Genomic DNA, 15,502 nt, shown 5'->3' on the forward strand with positions numbered 1-15,502 from the left:
CACGTTGTATCCGAGAGTTGGACGATGATGACCACATCCCCCGCATCGATGACGGTGGACTGCGACGGCATCGAGATCGCGGCGGATGTCCGCGGATCGGGCCCCGCCGTGCTGCTGCTGCACGGATACCCCGAGACCAAGGCCATGTGGCGGGAGGTCGCCGAATCGCTCGCGGTCGACCACACCGTGGTGGCGGCGGATCTGCGCGGCTACGGCGACTCCGCGAAGCCGCGGGGCGAGCACTACGCCAAGCGCGACATGGCACGGGACCAGGTGGCGCTGATGCGCACGCTCGGCTTCGAGCGGTTCGCTGTCATCGGGCACGACCGCGGCGCCCGGGTCGGCCACCGGATGGCGCTGGATCATCCGGATGCCGTGTCCGCACTCGCCGTGCTCGACATCGTGCCGACCCTGCACATGTTCGAGAACGTCGACAGGGCGATGGCCACCGCGTACTTCCACTGGTTCTTCCTGGCCCGCGCGGACGGGATGCCCGAGGCGCTGATCACCGCCGACCGAAAGACCTGGCTGCGCAGCCGCTTCACGGGCCGCCGCCACGACGGTGACCGTCTGCCCGACGCCTACGACGAGTATCTGCGTTGCTTCGACGTCGACACGGTGCACGCATCCGGTGCGGACTACCGCGCCGCCGCGACCGTCGACCTCGAGCACGACCGCGCCGACCGCGCCGCGGGACGAACGGTCACCTGTCCGGTCCTCGCGCTGTGGGGCGCGCACAGCTACGTCGGACGCCACTTCGACGTGCTCGCCACGTGGCGCCCGTACGCCCCCTCGGTCACCGGGCGTGCGATCGATGCCGACCACTATCTGGCGGAAGAGGCGCCGGATGCCACGGCCACCGCTCTGCGGGAGTTCCTGGGCGCGACGGCGGTGGCCGCATGAGCGCCCGCGAGCAGGCGATCGAGCGCCTCGACCAGCTGGTGTCGATCGAGACCCCGACCGGCGACGTCGCGGGTCTCGCGGCAGCGCAACAGCTCGTGCGCTCCTGGCTCGACCCCGTGCTGGGTGCGCAGGGCGTGCTCGAGACCGTCGACGGCGTCTCGCACCTGCTCTGGGCGGGAGGTGAGACGCCATCGGTGCTGCTGCTCGGTCATCTCGACACCGTGTTCCCGAAGGGCACGATCGACGAACGCCCGTTCCGCCTCGATGGCGACCGCGCGACCGGACCCGGCGTCTTCGACATGAAGGCGGGCATCGTGATCATGGCCGCAGCCCTCGCCAGAGTGGCGCGCCCCGGTGAGGTCGCCGTGCTGCTCACGAGCGATGAGGAGGTGGGGTCGCTGACCTCGCGCACCCTCATCGAGCGCGAGGCGGCACGCGCCGGAACCGTGCTGGTGCTGGAGCCCAGTCTCGACGGGGCGCTGAAGATCGCCCGGCGCGGTGGCAGCATCTACCGCCTGGAGCTCACGGGGCGCGCGGCGCACGCCGGACTCGAACCGTGGAAGGGGCGCAGCGCCCTCACCGAGCTCGCCCATCACGTGCTCGCCCTCCCGGCGCTCGCAGATGACGAACGCGGCACGACCGTGAGTCCGACCGTGGCGCGCGCGGGCACCGTGACCAACGTCATCCCCGAGCACGCCGAGGTGCGCATCGATGTGCGCGCCTGGACTCTCGACGAGTTGGAGCGGGTGGATGCCGAGATGCAGGTGCTCGAGGCGCACACCGAGGGCGTGAGCGTGGAGGTCATCGGCGGCATCAACCGTCCGCCGATGGAAGCCAGCTCCTCGGCGGAGCTGCTGACCTGTGCGCGGCTCGTGTCGGAGCGGCTCGGTCATCCCGAGGTGGAGGCTGTCTCGGCAGGAGGCGCCTCGGACGGCAACTTCACCGCCGCGGTCGGCGCGCGCACGCTCGACGGCCTCGGCCCGCGCGGCGCCGGCGCACATGCCGACCATGAGTGGGTGTCGGTGGAGTCGATGGTCGAGCGCATCGATCTGCTGGCCGGGATGCTCGACGAGCTCGCGCGATAGGGCGTACCCGGCATCGGGAGGAGTTCTCGGGTTCGGGAGGAGCCTCGGGCGCAGATGCTCCTCCCGACGCGGAGATCTCCGCCCGAGTCCGCAGGCCGGAGCCCGCGCGTCAGGCCCCGGGAGCGTGCCGCTCGATGCTCTCCAGCAGCAGGTCGAGAGCGGCCTCCCACGCGCGGGGGTCGCGTACACCGGGGAGGCTCTCGCCGGCCCAGGTGATCTCGGGGAACTCGGCGGGGTCGAGCCGCCGGTAATCCATCTGCCAGGTCAGCTCGTCGGCATCCTGCACGTCGGCGGGCAGCGCGGTGAGTGCCGCCTGGATGCTGGACGCGGAGCGGATGAGCTGACCGAGGGCGCGCGCGTAGAGTGCGGCCTGCTCGGGGCCGTAGCCGCCGCGGCGCAGCGCGCCGATCGAGAACTCCATCGAGGAGAAGTCGGTCGGGCGGCGCAGCGCCATCTGCAACGCGAACTCCGGGTAGCGCATGTAGTGGTCGTGGATCAGGTGCGCCTGTGTGCGCAGGTCGGCGAGCCAGTCGTCGGTCGCCACCATTCCGCCGCTGTACGAGCGGGCGCGCAGGGTGTCGATCAGAGCGAGCAGCAGCTCGTCCTTGTCGCGGAAGTGCCGGTAGATCGACGTCGGGTGGGCGCCGAGCTCTTCGCCGATCGACTGGAAGGTGAGGCGGTCGAGCCCCTCGCGCTCCACGACGCGGTCGGCGGCGGCGACGATGATCTCGCGGCTGAGCGAGTCGCGTGCGCGGCGGGGGCGTGCGGTGCCCTTCGCGGATGCCGGCGCCTTCGCCGATTCCGTGGCCTTCCGAGTCGCCATCGAGATACTCCGTTCGCTGTCGTCACCGGGTCTCGGTCACGCAGACATCACGGTACCCCACCGTCGTCAGGGTGTCTGACAAGGGCATGGGCAATGCGCGAACCGGGGTGCCGCGCCGGTCCGAGCACAGCGGTGGACAAAAGAGGCTCACGCTGAAGGAGTCGTCAACCCCCAAAAGGTGACGAACCAATATTTTGGTATGCCGGTGCCCTACTCTGGCGTCAGCAGAGAGGTTTGTGGTCCGGGGAGGGAACATGATCGATCCCCGCAGCGATGCGGAGTTACTGAGCGCGCTTCGCGACGGCGATCGAGGGAGCTATGCCGCACTGTGGCATCGCCATTCGGATGCTGCCCGCCGTTACGCGTATCGGCTCTATCCGGCGCGTGTCGACGACCTCGTCTCGGAGTCCTTCCTCGCGATCTACCAGCAGGTCACCACGACCGACAAGGGTCCGCAGTTCGCCTTCCGCTCCTACTTGAAGACCGTGATCCGCAACACCGCCATCGCCTGGCGCAAGGATGCGGAGCGTGTGCTGACCAGTGATGACCTGGATCAGGTGGAGGTGCGCGACGGGCTCAGCGCCCTGGAGCAGCAGGCCAGTTCGGCGGATGTGCTCGCCGCCTTCCAGGCCCTGCCTGAACGGTGGCAGCGCGTGCTGTGGCTGGCCGAGGTCGATGAAGCCGACCGACCGGATATCGCCAAAGAGCTGGGGATCAAACCCAATGCGGTGTCTGCACTGCAGCGGCGAGCGCGCACGGGGCTGAAGTTCCAGTGGCTGAGCCGACAGATTCCGGTCTCGCTCCGCGATGACAGGTCGCACGTCGCGCGTTTGATCCCGCAGTATCTGACCGAGCCGAACAATCTGACGGTCGGCATGGAGGTCACGGCCCACCTCGAGGACTGCGCCGTGTGCACCGACCTCCTGCACAACACGCGCGGCGGGGCGGCGCGCCTGCAGGGCAAGACTCTCGCGGTGCTGTTGGGCGCCGCAGGACTCGGCGCCCCGACCGTCTCGTCGCTGTCGTCCGGCACCGCCGCCGTCGCCGCGTTCGCGGGGCTCTCCGGATGGCTCTTCGCCGGAAGCCTGGGCGTCGCCACCGTCGGCGGGATCCTGGCCGCGGCTCTCGTCGTCGGCCCGCTGTCCTCATCGCAGGCCGAGGCGCTCCCGGTGGTCGCGGAGGCACCCGCAACGGGAGTGTCGGATCCGGAGCCGGATCTGGTGCGCTCTCCGAGCCCGGACCAGATCCCGCCCCGCGCACCGGTGACGGCCCCTGTCGCACCGACGACCGGACGGTGGGTGACCGATCCGAGCATCCCCTCGGCCGGTCTCTCCGACGATCCCGACCAGTATTTCCCCACGACTCCGACCTCCCCGAAGCCGGCAGATCCCGGCACGCCGGGACCGGGCACGAATCCGGAGTCCCCGCTGTCTCCGGGGGTCACCAGTCCGCCTGCGTCCACCGGCTACATCTCACCGATCATCACCGGCCGCACGACGCCGGGCGAGAGCGTCGTCGTCGCCCTCGCGTCCCAGCGCTACACGCCGACGGTCGCGGACGACGGCAGCTGGAACTTCGACACCCGCGCGCTGCAGTACGACGCAGGGACCTACGACTACGAGGTGTGGTCCTTCGACGAGACCTCGCAGTCGGCCGTCACCGCGGGCACCTTCACCGTGATTCCGATCCAGGTGCAGGGGCTCGAGGAGCTCACCGGAACGGAGGACATGACCGTCCCCGAAGCGCAGACCACAGGGGTGGTCATCGCGGTCACAGGACCCCCGAACGGTCGGGTGTTCATCACCTCGATGGAGGGCCACTCCGCCACCATCGATCTGGACCAGAACGGGTACACGCGCAAACGACTCCTGATGGATGCGGCGGGCTGGTACTACTTCACCATGCGGGCGCTCGACAGCGACGGGTACTGGGGGCCGGCCTACGAGAAGGCCGTGGACGTGTACGACCCCGACATCATCTTCGATCCCTGGGGTGGCGGTCCCGACAGCATGACCTTCGAGCTCGTCGATCCGTAGTCGCCAGCGTCACGCTTCCGCAGCTCCGCACTCCTTCTGTTCGGGGTTCATGGAGTCCTCCCCGACTTCACGATCCCGGTTCGAGGCAGGGTCGTGACGCTCTCCCCAGCATCACGGCCCTGGCTCGTCACGCACATCTCATCCGGCGATCGTGCCGGGTCGTTCGTGCGCCGAACGGTCCTCGGCGCGAGTGCGGCGTGCGGCTCAGCCTTCGCGGATGGTCATCCTCGAGATCTTGTCTCCGGCCACGTCGAACGTGAAGGCACTCACGCCGTTCGCATGAGTGCTGCGCCAGTCTCCGACGACGACCGTCTGCTGTCCGTGACGGGTGATGCTGATGACGCGGAGCGTCCCGGCGGAGCCGATGAACTCGCGATCACTCCAGCGGACGATGGCTTCGGGACCGACGAACTCGCGCCCCCAGTCGTCGACAACGCCGTCGGTCGCGAAGGCGGCGATGAACGCCTCCGCATCGTGCGCGTTCACGGATTCGATGAAGTCCGCCAGCAGGGGCGGCAGCGATTCGGTCATGGTTTCCTCCGTTCCTGAGGGACTCGGCGTCCCGGCGGATGTGTCGACATCGGTCGGTCCTCGCCTCGCCGCTCCGCAGAGAGGCGAGGACCGACTCGGGTCATCAGTCGACCTCGACGGCCTTCCGCCGTGCGCGTCCCGCGAACAGGATCATCGCACCCAGGGCGAGAAGTGCGCCGGCCGTTCCGACCGCGATGCCGGGAAGGGTGCCACCGGTCGTGGCCAGCTCCCCCTTCGGCCCGGGAGTCGGCGTCGGGTTCGTCGGTGTGACGGGGGCGTCTTGGATGGTGACGGTCTGTGCGGCGTCGTCGATGTCTTCGTGGACGGCGACGGGCTCGCCGGTGGTGTCGGTTCCTTCGTGGAGGCGTTCGAAGGCGACGAGCGTGGTGCCGGCGTATCCGGTGGGGATGGTGAAGGAGACGTCGATGGAGCCGTTCGCGGTTTCCGGGGTGAAGGTGGTGGATCCGGTGATTCCGGTGGCGGTGCCGTCTGCCTTGTTCTGCAGTTCGCCGGTGAGGGTGTACTCGGTGCCGGGGACCAGGTTCTGGTAGGCGACGGTGTCGATCACGGTGCCGCCGTTCCAGGGAAGGATCCGGTCTCCGTCGGCGGAGTCGACGAGCGACGTGCCGATCGAGGGCTCCGGGACCACGGTGGTGGTCCACTCGACGGTGGCCTCATCCGTGGTCGTCGCCGTGCTCGGTGCGACCAGGATGATCGTCTGGGCATGGGCTTCCGCCGTGGGCGTCGGCGCGGTCCGCGCCGGTACCGAGATGATCTTGCCGGTTGCGTTCGATCCCTGCGCCGTCACGGACACGGTGGCCGCACCCGCGGCGGTCGACCCGCGGAGGTCGAGGTAGAGAGCCTGGCCGTCGACGACGGCGTTCGCATCGATCGCATCGCCATCGGCGTCCACGAGTGACACCGTGGGGTCGACCGCCACGCTGACGGTGGGCTGGTCGGTGTGCACGAGGAACGGGCCGACCAGCGAGTCGGCGGTCTGCGGAGCGCTGGGGGCATCGATGGTGGCAGTGACCTCGAAATCGGCCGGGGTCATCCCGGCGCTCGCGTTCGCGCCGTTCACCAGATGCCAGTAGGCGGCCTCCGAATCCGGAGTCTCCCATGCCCAGGCCGCGTCGAAGTCGAGATCGGTGTAGCGCCAGAGCGCGTACTGGGCGGCCTCGATCGCGTCGTTGCGGGAGATGCCGGGGACACCCGCTGCCGCGCCGAACTCCTCGAGGGTCAGCGCGGGGTAACTGTGGGCGAGCACCCAGAGCACCTTGCCCTGGACCGCTGGGTCGGTGAAGTAGTTCGCGCCGAGGTAGTCCTCGGCGTTGCCGACGTACCCTTCGAGCTGCGTCCGTGCGGAGACATCGTGCTCGATGCAGTAGGCCCAGAAGTCGGGATCACCGGTTGCCGGGATCTCCGACCAGATCGGGAACACGCCCGTGCCGCCGTAGCCCTGCTTGTCTCCGATGTAGACGGGGTCGCCGGCGTCGACCGCAGCCTGTGCGGCCGAGGGGGCGAGCAGTGCGCTCAGCGCGAGCACGCTCGCACCGATCCAGCTCCCCACCCGGCTGATGTGCTTCTTCCTGTGATTCACGATGTACTCCCTGCGCTCTCGCCCTGGACCTCCCCCGGAGGGCGGTTCAGGCGCATTCTCGATGGACGGACATCGGAGAACAGGGGGAGTGTTTCCGCGATCCTCACTGAAGGAGTGCGGGGACGACGAAAAGTGATGCGCCGACCAGATGGAGTCGGAGAGGTCGTTCTCCCTGGCGGTTTCGACGCCAGGGAGAACGCGGTGCTCATCGTCGCGTCAGCGGAGCTTGACGTCGATCGTCTCGGTGAAGGGATCGATGTCGATGTTGGTCGTGATCGAGTATCCGGATCCGGACGGACCCGTGGGCCGGAACTGGATGCGGATGTTGGTGATGTCGTTCCCGGTGATCACGGCGGTGATCGAGCCGTCGGGGTTGGTGGTGGTGACGATTCCGGTGGCGTTGACGACCTGGAGGGTGACGCCGGGCTCCGGAACGATCATGACGCTGGTGCCGGCGGGCAGGAGAGCGAGGTTGCCGTCTGCATCGCTGCCCTCGACCGTGAAGTTGGTCACGTTTCCGCTGACCACGCTCACGGTGGCGCCGGTGGCCCAGAACGTCGCTGCCGGGGTTCCTGTGGATGCGGCGGCCAGCGGTGTGGCGACGGCCGCAGCGACCACCGGCACCGACCAGGCGGCGCCCTTGACGACGGTGCGGCGTGAGACGCCGTGAGCGCGGGGGTTCTCCTGCATGATTCGTGTCCGATCTGGCTCCGGAGAGCCGCTCTATGGGTTTCGAGAGACGGCGGGGTGAGGGTCGAGGGACTTCAGGCCGCCCACGTCAAGGAGTCCTCACCGCGCGCAAAGTGACGGCGAGGGCGAGACGACAGCGGATGCATCTGCGCGATGACGCTAGCCAGTGTTATAGTCAACGACACTGGCGATCACGAGGAGAGAGCAAGGATGCTGCACACCCCGGAAGAATCCATGACCGAGACGCTCGATGAGCGCTTCGCGGCTCCGTACCTCCTGACCGTGCGCCCTGCCGCCGGCGCGGACGATCTCGCCCTCGTGGTCGAGAACCACCCCGAGGGGGCCCGTGGGCGCATCTGGCGCGCTCCGGATGCTCCGGGCGAGCTGCTCCCGTTCGACGTGAGCACGGGGGCGATCGTCACGCCTGACGGGCGCTGGGTCGTCGACCTCGACGACGGCGGCGGGTCCGAGGTGGGCACCCTGGTGGCGCTGTCGCTCGACGGATCCGAGCGCGTCGAGCTGACGCCGGGGCGCGAGCCCTACGTGCTGCGGGGGATCGACATCTCCTCCGACGGATCCGCCCTCGTGGCCACGGTCGTCGACGAGGAGGGGTTCCACGTGCTCGTGATCCCCGCCGCGCCCTGGGGGGAACCGAGAGTCGTGTACTCGAACCCGGTGGAAGCGTGGTTCGGTCTGGGTGCGGCTGACGCCTCGCTGGTGTCGATCGACACGACCGACCACAATCCCGGCATCCGGCGTCCGCTGATCACGGTGGTGGACGCTGCCACGGGGGAGACCGTCGCGAAACTCGACGATCTCCCCGACGGCCCGGTCCGCGCCGTGCGCTTCTCCTCCGTCCCCGGCGATGACCGGCTGCTGCTCAACACCGAGGGCAGCGGCTTCTCGCGCCCCGCTGTCTGGCACGTGCGCACCGGGGATCGGGTGGATTTCGACCTGCCGGAACGGGCAGGAGAGGTCATCGCGCTCGACTGGCACAGCGCGAGCGGTCATATCCTCGCGCTGCACGTCGACGGCGGCATCCATCGACTCATCGAGATCGATGAGGCGGACGGCTCGGTGCGGACCGTGCTCGAAGGCGGGAGCTTCGCGGAGCCCGACGTCGCGAACCTGCATCCGTTCTACTGGACCTCGTACTACGCACCCTCCGGCGTCGTCCGCGCATTGCGATCGAGCTGGGATGTGCCGCTGCATGTCACCGAGGTCGCCGCCGACGGCGCCGAGACCACGCTGATCGAGCCGGCGCGAGTGCCCGCAGGCCAGCCGCTGAGCTCGACCCTCGTCACCAGCGCCGACGGCACCCGCGTGCAATTGTGGTCGGGGCGCCCTGCCGGTCGCGAGCCCCTCGGCACGATCCTCGAGATCCACGGCGGGCCGATGCTCGTCGCGGTCGACCACTACAACCCCTCCGCCCAGGCGTGGCTCGATGCCGGCTTCGCGTACGCCTCGCTCAACTACCGCGGCTCGGTCACCTTCGGTCGCGCCTTCCGGGAGGGCTTCTGGAACGTCGGCGGCGATCGCGAGATCGAGGATGTCGCGGCCGCGATCGCGTGGCTGCGGGGGCAGGGTCTCGCCGACCCCTCATCCACATTCATCACAGGGGCCTCGTACGGCGGGCACATGACCCTCTTGAGCGTCGGCCGTCTGCCTGAGCTGTTCGCGGGCGGGTTCGCGCACGTCGCCGTCGCCGACTGGTCCGTGACCATCGACGCCATGAATCCCGCCGTGCGCACGGTCTGGAGCTCGTGGGTTCCGCCAGAGCTGGTCTCACGCTTCTCCGCGATCTCGTATCTGGACGACGTGACGGCATCCGTCTGGATCAATCAGGGCTCGATCGACACCCGCACTCCCGTGATCGGTGTGCAGGGCTATGTGGCCCGTCTGCACGCCAGGGGCGGCGATGTCCTGCTCGAGATCTTCGAAGGCGGGCACGAACCGACCGGGCTCGAAGGCGCCGTCAGAGACCAGCGTCGGATGCAGGAGCTCGCGCTCCGGACGCTCGCCGGACAGCGGTGGGACAGCGCAGATCTCGCGCCTAGTCATGAACATTGACTAAAGTGCTTGCTATCTTTTCCGGTCAGCTCTAGAGTCAGACCACTACCCGCACCACAGCACCTCCTGCACTGTCCCTTCGTCGCACGCTCACTGGAGATCCGTCCATGTCGAAATCACTGCATCGCACCGTCGTACCCTCTTCCCGCCGCGCGCTCGTCGCGGCACTGGCCGTCACCGCCCTGATCGGCTCTCTGGCCGCCTGCACCTCCTCGCCCACGAACCCCGAGCCCAGCGAGGTCGCCATCGTCGACGGCGGCGAGATCGTGATCGGCGCGGAGCAGGAACCCGACTGCGCCGACTGGATCGCCACCTGCGGCGGTTCGATCTGGGGCACCTGGATCATGCAGATCCCGACCCTCCCCGGTGTCTTCCAGACGCGTCAGTCCGACGGCGAATGGGTCCCGGAGCCCTCCGACCTCGTCACGGGTGAGCCCGAGGTCGTCGTCGCCGACGACGGCACCCAGACCATCACCTACTCGATCAACCCCGAGGCGGTCTGGTCCGACGGCGAGCCGATCACCTCGGCCGACTTCGAGTACACGGCCCTGCAGATCCGCGACGGCGACGACATCTTCGACAAGACCGGCTACGACCGCATCTCCGCGATCGACGCCAGCGACCCGGCGACCGTGACCGTGACGCTGGACTCGCCGTACGCCGGATGGCGCACGCTGTTCAGCGTCTACGGCATCATGCCGGCGCACCTGCTCGAAGGGCAGGACCGCGCGGCTGTGATGGCGGACGGATACGACTTCAGCGGCGGACCGTGGAAGATCGAGAACTGGACGCGCGGCACCTCGGTCACCCTCGTCCCCAACGAGAACTACTGGGGTGAGAAGCCGCACCTCGACAAGGTCACCTTCCTCTTCCTGCCCGACACCACGGCGGCGTTCCAGGCCCTCAAGAGCGGACAGGTCAGCGTGCTGTACCCGTCTCCGCAGCTCGACGCCCTCACCCAGATCGACGCCGGCCTTCCCGGCATCCAGTCGCAGGTCGACGCCCGCAGCGGCAACCTCGAGGCGATCTGGCTGAACAACGCCGCCGCCCCCTTCGACTCGGTCGCGGTGCGTCAGGCGCTCGCCTACTCGATCGACCGCGACGCCATCGTGAAGCGCCTGTTCGGCAGCCTCGGCATCGACAAGGCGCAGCAGAGCTTCAACTCCCCGATGGTGGCCCCGTTCGCCTCCGACGACTTCTCGCAGTACGGACTCGACCTCGACAAGGTCGACGAGCTGATGGAGGGCGACGGCTGGAAGAAGAACTCCGACGACGTGTGGGCGAAGGGCGGAGAGACGGCGACGTTCTCGATCAAGACCCTGGCCGGCAACAAGCGTCGCGACCTCACGGTGCAGGTGCTGCAGTCGCAGCTGGCGGATGCCGGTTTCGAGATGACGATCGACCAGGTCACTCCGGCCGACCTGTTCGGCACGATCGCTCCGCAGGGCGACTTCCAGGCGGGCATCTGGGCGCTCGTGGACACGTTCCCGGACCCCACGCTCAGCTCGACGTTCTCGTCTGTGAACATCCCGAGCGAGGCCAACGGCTTCTCCGGCATCAACTTCTACCGCACCGACATCCCCGGACTCGACGACCTGCTGGGCCAGGTCGACAGCGAGATCGACACGGATGCCCGCATCTCGGTGTCGCACGAGGCCGATGCGCTGATCGCCGAGAACGTGCCCTCGCTCCCGCTCGACACCGTGCCGAACGTGCTGCTGTGGAGCGACAAGGTCGGCGGCCCGGAGATCAACCCGGTCGACGGTCCGTTCTGGAACCTCGCCGAGTGGGGCCTGGCCGGCTGAGGCCGACCGGGAACGACGGCCAGGACAGAGACGGGGCGACGACGTGATCACCTTCATCACACGACGAGTGCTGTACTCGGTGCCGGTGATCCTCGTCGCCTCGTTCATCCTGTTCTGGGCGGTGCGGTCGACGTTCGATCCGCTCGCCAAGCTCCGGCAGGCGCACGACCCCGCGGTCATCGCGCGCGAGATCGAACGGCTCGGACTGGACCGCTCGATCCCGGAGCAGTACTTCCTCTGGCTCCGCTCGCTGATCGTCGGCGACTGGGGGCTCAGCACGCGTACCGGCACCCCGGTGCTGCCGTTGATCGGCGACGCGCTGTGGCCGACGCTGCAGCTCGCGTTCTGGGGACTGCTGGTCGCCGTGCTGATCGCCGGAGGCGTGAGTGTCTACTCGGCCGTGCGCCAGTACTCCTGGGGTGACAACCTGCTCACCGGCGCGTCGTATCTGGGCATCGCGATGCCGGCATTCTGGTTCGGACTGATCCTCATCCAGACCTTCGCCGTCTGGCCCAAGGAGCAGTTCGGACTCAGCGAGCCTCCCCTGTTCTTCATCGGACTGCAGTCGCCGGGGCAGACCGGAGTGCTCGACTACATCCGGCACCTGATCCTCCCCGTTGCCGCACTCATGATCGCGCTGGTCGCCTCGTGGAGCAGGTTCGGCCGCGCAGCGATGCTGGATGCGCTGTCGAGCGACTACGTGCGCACGGCCAGGGCGAAGGGCGTGCCGCGACGGCAGGTCATCTGGCGGCACGCGGTGCGCAACTCGCTCGCCCCCTTCGTCACGGTCGTGGCCCTCGACGCCGCGATCCTGATCGGCGGGCTCGTGGTGACCGAGCAGATCTTCGCGATCCCCGGCATGGGGCGACTGTTCCTGCAGTCCCTGGTCGCCGGCGACGTCTACGTGCTGCTGCCCTGGATGATCGTGGTCGCGGTGGCCGTCGTGATCTGCAACCTGATCGCCGACATCGCCTACGCGGTGCTCGACCCGAGAGTGAGGCTGTCATGAGTGGAGCAGGCATCGCCGGGCGCGAGGAGCTGCTCGCCGAGCAGGATCCGCAGAAGGCGCCCACCCGGCAGCTGTTGAAGGGGTTCCTGCATCATCGGCTCGCGGTGACGAGCCTGATCGTGCTCGTGCTGCTGCTGATCGCGTGCTTCGGTGCGGCGTGGATCGCGCCCTACCCTCAGGGGCAGCAGGACCTCCTCACCGGACCGACCCCGCCGTCGGGCGCGCACTGGCTCGGCACCGATGAGCTGGGCCGCGACTACCTCAGCGAGATCCTGTTCTCCGGGCAGATCTCCCTCGCGATCGGACTCGCGGTGGCGCTGCTGGCCACGGTCGTCGGCACCGCGCTCGGCGCGATCGCCGGCTACGTGGGCGGATGGATCGGCGAGCTGATCATGCGCATCACCGACCTGTTCCTGATCGTGCCCGCGATCGCGCTGCTGGCGGTGATCCTGCAGGGTCTCGGACCCTCGCCGACAACGATCGTGCTGGCGCTGACCGCGCTGGGGTGGACGTACATCGCCCGTGTCGTGCGCGCCCAGGTGCTGTCGCTGCGCGAGAAGGACTTCATCGACGCGGCCCGCGGCATCGGAGCCTCCGGCCTGCGCATCCTGGTGTCGCACCTGCTGCCGAATCTCGCCGGTGTCATCGTCGTCGCGATGAGCCTTGCGGTGGCCTCCTCGATCATCGCCGAGTCGACGCTCAGCTTCCTCGGCTTCGGGGTGCAGCCCCCGCAGACCAGCTGGGGCTCGATGCTCAGCCAGGCGGCCGGCTACGTGGGCACTCCGCAGGTGTACCTGTTGTACTTCCCCGGCCTGTTCATCCTCGTCACCGTGCTGTGCGTGAACTTCATCGGCGACGGACTGCGCGATGCGCTCGATCCCCAGGGGAAGAACCTGTGAGCGCCGCGGCCATCCTGCTCGAGGTCGAGGACCTCTCGATCAGCTTCCCGACCGACGTGGGCCTGGCCCGCGCGGTCGAGGGCGTGTCGTTCGTGCTGCGCGAGGGCGAGACCGTGGGGATCGTCGGCGAGTCCGGATCGGGCAAGTCGATGACCGCGATGGCGATCATGGGGCTGCTACCGAAGAAGGCGGTCGTCACCGGATCGATCCGGTTCCGTGGCAAGGAGCTCGTCGGACTCTCGGATGACAAGCTGCGCGAGATCCGCGGCAAGGACATCGCGGTCGTGTTCCAGGATGCCCTCACGGCCCTGAACCCGGTCATGCGCGTCGGTGAACAGCTGGATGAGGCCGTGCGTGTGCATCGTCCGGACACCACCGCGTCCGAACGGCGCGCCAGGGCGATCGAGCTGCTCGACGTCGTCGGCATCCCTTCGCCTGAGCTGCGTGTCGACCGCTACCCGCACGAGTTCTCGGGCGGAATGCGCCAGCGCGTCATGATCGCGATGAGCATCGCGAACGAACCCGACCTGCTGATCGCCGACGAGCCGACGACGGCCCTCGACGTGACCGTGCAGGCGCAGGTGCTCGAAGTGCTGCGCGAGGTGCAGCGCCGCACCGGCACCACCGTCCTCCTCATCACGCACGACCTCGGCGTCGTCGCCGGCACCGCCGACCGGGTCATGGTGATGTACGCCGGGGGACTGGTCGAGACGGCCGACGTCGACCCCCTGTTCTACGAGACCGCGCATCCGTACACCGCGGGGCTGCTGGCCTCGCTGCCCCGGCTCGACCGCCGCTCCTCCCGTGAGGAACGGCTGTACCAGATCGCCGGCCAGCCCCCGGTGGCGACCGCGTGGCCTGTCGGATGCCGGTTCGCCCCGCGCTGCGCTCATGCGGTCGCCGGTCTCTGCGATGCCGCGACGCCCCCACCGGTCGCGGTCGGCGAAGGGCACACGGCCGCCTGCGTGCGGGTCGACGAATGGCAGAAGGAGGCGGTCCTGTGAACCAGCCCGTGGTGGACTCGCCCGTGAAGAGCACGAGCCTGACGGTGACGAACCTGGTCAAGGAGTATCGCGTCGGCGGAGGCCTGTTCGGCCGCACGCGCGACATCGTGCAGGCGGTGTCGGAGGTGAGCCTGTCGATCGACGGCGGCCAGACCTTCGGACTCGTCGGCGAGTCCGGATGCGGCAAGTCCTCGCTCGGGCGCAGCGTCGCGCGCCTGCAGTCCAGCGACGGCGGATCGATCCTGCTCGGCGATCAGGACATCACCCGTGTGGAGGGCGGCGGCCTGCGGGCGCTGCGGCGCCGGGTGCAGTTCGTGTTCCAGGATCCCTACGCCTCCCTGAACCCGCGCAAGTCCGTGCGGGCCACGCTCACCGAACCGCTCGTGATCCACGGGCTCCATCGCGGCAACCACGAGCGCCGTGTCGAGGAGCTGCTGGCGCAGGTCGGGCTCAACCCCGCGCACGCCGACCGGTTCCCGCACGAGTTCTCGGGCGGACAGCGTCAGCGGCTCGGCATCGCCAGGGCGCTCGCGGTCGAGCCCGAGGTCATCGTGCTCGACGAGCCGGTCAGCGCCCTCGACGTGAGCGTGCAGGCCGGAGTGCTGAACCTGCTCGACGACCTGCAGCGCGACCTCGGACTCACGTACCTGTTCATCGCGCACGACCTGTCGGTGGTGCGGCACCTCAGCGATCGCGTCGGGGTCATGTACCTGGGGCGCCTGGTCGAGGAGGGACCGGTCGACGAGCTGTACGAGCGGCCGCTGCATCCCTACACGCAGGCGCTGCTGTCGGCGATCCCCGTGCCGGACCCGCGCACCGAACGGGCGCGCGAGCGCATCGTGCTCACGGGAGACGTGCCGAGTCCGGTCTCTCCCCCGAGCGGATGCCGCTTCCGCACACGCTGCTGGAAGGCCACCGAGATCTGCGCCGAGGTCGTTCCCGAGCTCGCCGCCCCGGTGCACCTCGCGTCCGGCGACACGCACCGCGTCGCCTGCCACCACCCCGCCGAGCGCGACGTGCTCTGACCCGGCGACCTCTCACGGCCCG

13 protein-coding genes are annotated in these 15,502 nt (G+C 68.8%); 9 read left to right on the forward strand and 4 right to left on the reverse strand.

Features of this window, described 5'->3' with window-relative positions:
- The first annotated feature begins 24 nt into the window (after positions 1-24).
- Positions 25-903, forward strand: coding sequence for an alpha/beta fold hydrolase (locus tag FB560_RS17590; protein WP_141873983.1), 879 nt, complete (start codon positions 25-27; stop codon positions 901-903).
- Positions 900-1,988, forward strand: a complete 1,089-nt coding sequence (locus FB560_RS17595; RefSeq protein ID WP_141873984.1) for a M20 family metallopeptidase — start codon at positions 900-902, stop codon at positions 1,986-1,988. Before FB560_RS17590 ends, FB560_RS17595 begins: the two co-directional genes overlap by 4 nt.
- Before the next feature lie 109 nt (positions 1,989-2,097).
- On the opposite strand, the gene FB560_RS17600 is transcribed toward FB560_RS17595, so the two are convergent.
- Positions 2,098-2,811, reverse strand: coding sequence for a TetR/AcrR family transcriptional regulator (locus FB560_RS17600; protein ID WP_141873985.1), 714 nt, complete (start codon positions 2,809-2,811; stop codon positions 2,098-2,100).
- A 254-nt stretch (positions 2,812-3,065) separates the two neighbouring features.
- Between FB560_RS17600 and FB560_RS17605 the strand changes: the two genes are divergently transcribed.
- On the forward strand, positions 3,066-4,847 hold the full coding sequence (locus tag FB560_RS17605) for an RNA polymerase sigma factor (protein ID WP_141873986.1): 1,782 nt from the start codon (positions 3,066-3,068) through the stop codon (positions 4,845-4,847).
- A gap of 204 nt (positions 4,848-5,051) precedes the next feature.
- Here the strand turns inward: FB560_RS17605 and FB560_RS17610 are convergent, their stop codons facing one another.
- The 3 genes from FB560_RS17610 to FB560_RS17620 all read right to left on the reverse strand — a co-directional run bounded on the left by FB560_RS17610 (position 5,052) and on the right by FB560_RS17620 (position 7,668).
- On the reverse strand, positions 5,052-5,378 hold the full coding sequence (locus FB560_RS17610; RefSeq protein ID WP_141873987.1) for a nuclear transport factor 2 family protein: 327 nt from the start codon (positions 5,376-5,378) through the stop codon (positions 5,052-5,054).
- Positions 5,379-5,481: 103 nt separating this feature from the next.
- Positions 5,482-6,978, reverse strand: coding sequence for a VaFE repeat-containing surface-anchored protein (locus FB560_RS17615; RefSeq protein ID WP_141873988.1), 1,497 nt, complete (start codon positions 6,976-6,978; stop codon positions 5,482-5,484).
- Positions 6,979-7,194: 216 nt separating this feature from the next.
- Entirely contained in the window at positions 7,195-7,668 is a 474-nt protein-coding gene (locus FB560_RS17620) for a hypothetical protein (protein WP_141873990.1), read from the reverse strand.
- Between the two features lie 210 nt (positions 7,669-7,878).
- Here FB560_RS17620 and FB560_RS17625 point away from each other — a divergent pair, with 210 nt between their 5' ends.
- The 6 genes from FB560_RS17625 (at position 7,879) to FB560_RS17650 (ending at position 15,480) form a co-directional block, all read left to right on the forward strand.
- The gene (locus FB560_RS17625) at positions 7,879-9,738 is read left to right on the forward strand and encodes a S9 family peptidase (protein ID WP_141873991.1); all 1,860 of its coding nucleotides are present in this window, start codon (positions 7,879-7,881) and stop codon (positions 9,736-9,738) included.
- 107 nt (positions 9,739-9,845) lie between these two features.
- The gene (locus FB560_RS17630; RefSeq protein ID WP_141873993.1) at positions 9,846-11,543 is read left to right on the forward strand and encodes an ABC transporter family substrate-binding protein; all 1,698 of its coding nucleotides are present in this window, start codon (positions 9,846-9,848) and stop codon (positions 11,541-11,543) included.
- A gap of 43 nt (positions 11,544-11,586) precedes the next feature.
- Entirely contained in the window at positions 11,587-12,552 is a 966-nt protein-coding gene (locus tag FB560_RS17635; RefSeq protein WP_141873995.1) for an ABC transporter permease, read from the forward strand.
- The gene (locus FB560_RS21005) at positions 12,549-13,451 is read left to right on the forward strand and encodes an ABC transporter permease (RefSeq protein WP_141873997.1); all 903 of its coding nucleotides are present in this window, start codon (positions 12,549-12,551) and stop codon (positions 13,449-13,451) included. The genes FB560_RS17635 and FB560_RS21005 overlap by 4 nt, the downstream gene beginning before the upstream one ends.
- The gene (locus FB560_RS17645; RefSeq protein WP_229672972.1) at positions 13,448-14,455 is read left to right on the forward strand and encodes an ABC transporter ATP-binding protein; all 1,008 of its coding nucleotides are present in this window, start codon (positions 13,448-13,450) and stop codon (positions 14,453-14,455) included. The genes FB560_RS21005 and FB560_RS17645 overlap by 4 nt, the downstream gene beginning before the upstream one ends.
- On the forward strand, positions 14,452-15,480 hold the full coding sequence (locus FB560_RS17650; protein ID WP_325058568.1) for an ABC transporter ATP-binding protein: 1,029 nt from the start codon (positions 14,452-14,454) through the stop codon (positions 15,478-15,480). Before FB560_RS17645 ends, FB560_RS17650 begins: the two co-directional genes overlap by 4 nt.
- Positions 15,481-15,502 lie beyond the last annotated feature (22 nt).

The organism is Microbacterium saperdae (genome assembly GCF_006716345.1).
Classification (GTDB): domain Bacteria; phylum Actinomycetota; class Actinomycetes; order Actinomycetales; family Microbacteriaceae; genus Microbacterium; species Microbacterium saperdae.

Excerpts from the sequence above, each read along its gene's own strand:
- FB560_RS21005 (WP_141873997.1), top strand. The coding sequence starts at position 12,549 with ATGAGTGGAGCAGGCATCGCCGGGCGCGAGGAGCTGCTCGCCGAGCAG.
- FB560_RS17605 (WP_141873986.1), top strand. The coding sequence starts at position 3,066 with ATGATCGATCCCCGCAGCGATGCGGAGTTACTGAGCGCGCTTCGCGAC.
- FB560_RS17625 (WP_141873991.1), top strand. The coding sequence starts at position 7,879 with ATGCTGCACACCCCGGAAGAATCCATGACCGAGACGCTCGATGAGCGC.
- FB560_RS17620 (WP_141873990.1), bottom strand. The coding sequence starts at position 7,668 with ATGCAGGAGAACCCCCGCGCTCACGGCGTCTCACGCCGCACCGTCGTC.
- FB560_RS17600 (WP_141873985.1), bottom strand. The coding sequence starts at position 2,811 with ATGGCGACTCGGAAGGCCACGGAATCGGCGAAGGCGCCGGCATCCGCG.
- FB560_RS17630 (WP_141873993.1), top strand. The coding sequence starts at position 9,846 with ATGTCGAAATCACTGCATCGCACCGTCGTACCCTCTTCCCGCCGCGCG.
- FB560_RS17610 (WP_141873987.1), bottom strand. The coding sequence starts at position 5,378 with ATGACCGAATCGCTGCCGCCCCTGCTGGCGGACTTCATCGAATCCGTG.
- FB560_RS17590 (WP_141873983.1), top strand. The coding sequence starts at position 25 with ATGATGACCACATCCCCCGCATCGATGACGGTGGACTGCGACGGCATC.
- FB560_RS17595 (WP_141873984.1), top strand. The coding sequence starts at position 900 with ATGAGCGCCCGCGAGCAGGCGATCGAGCGCCTCGACCAGCTGGTGTCG.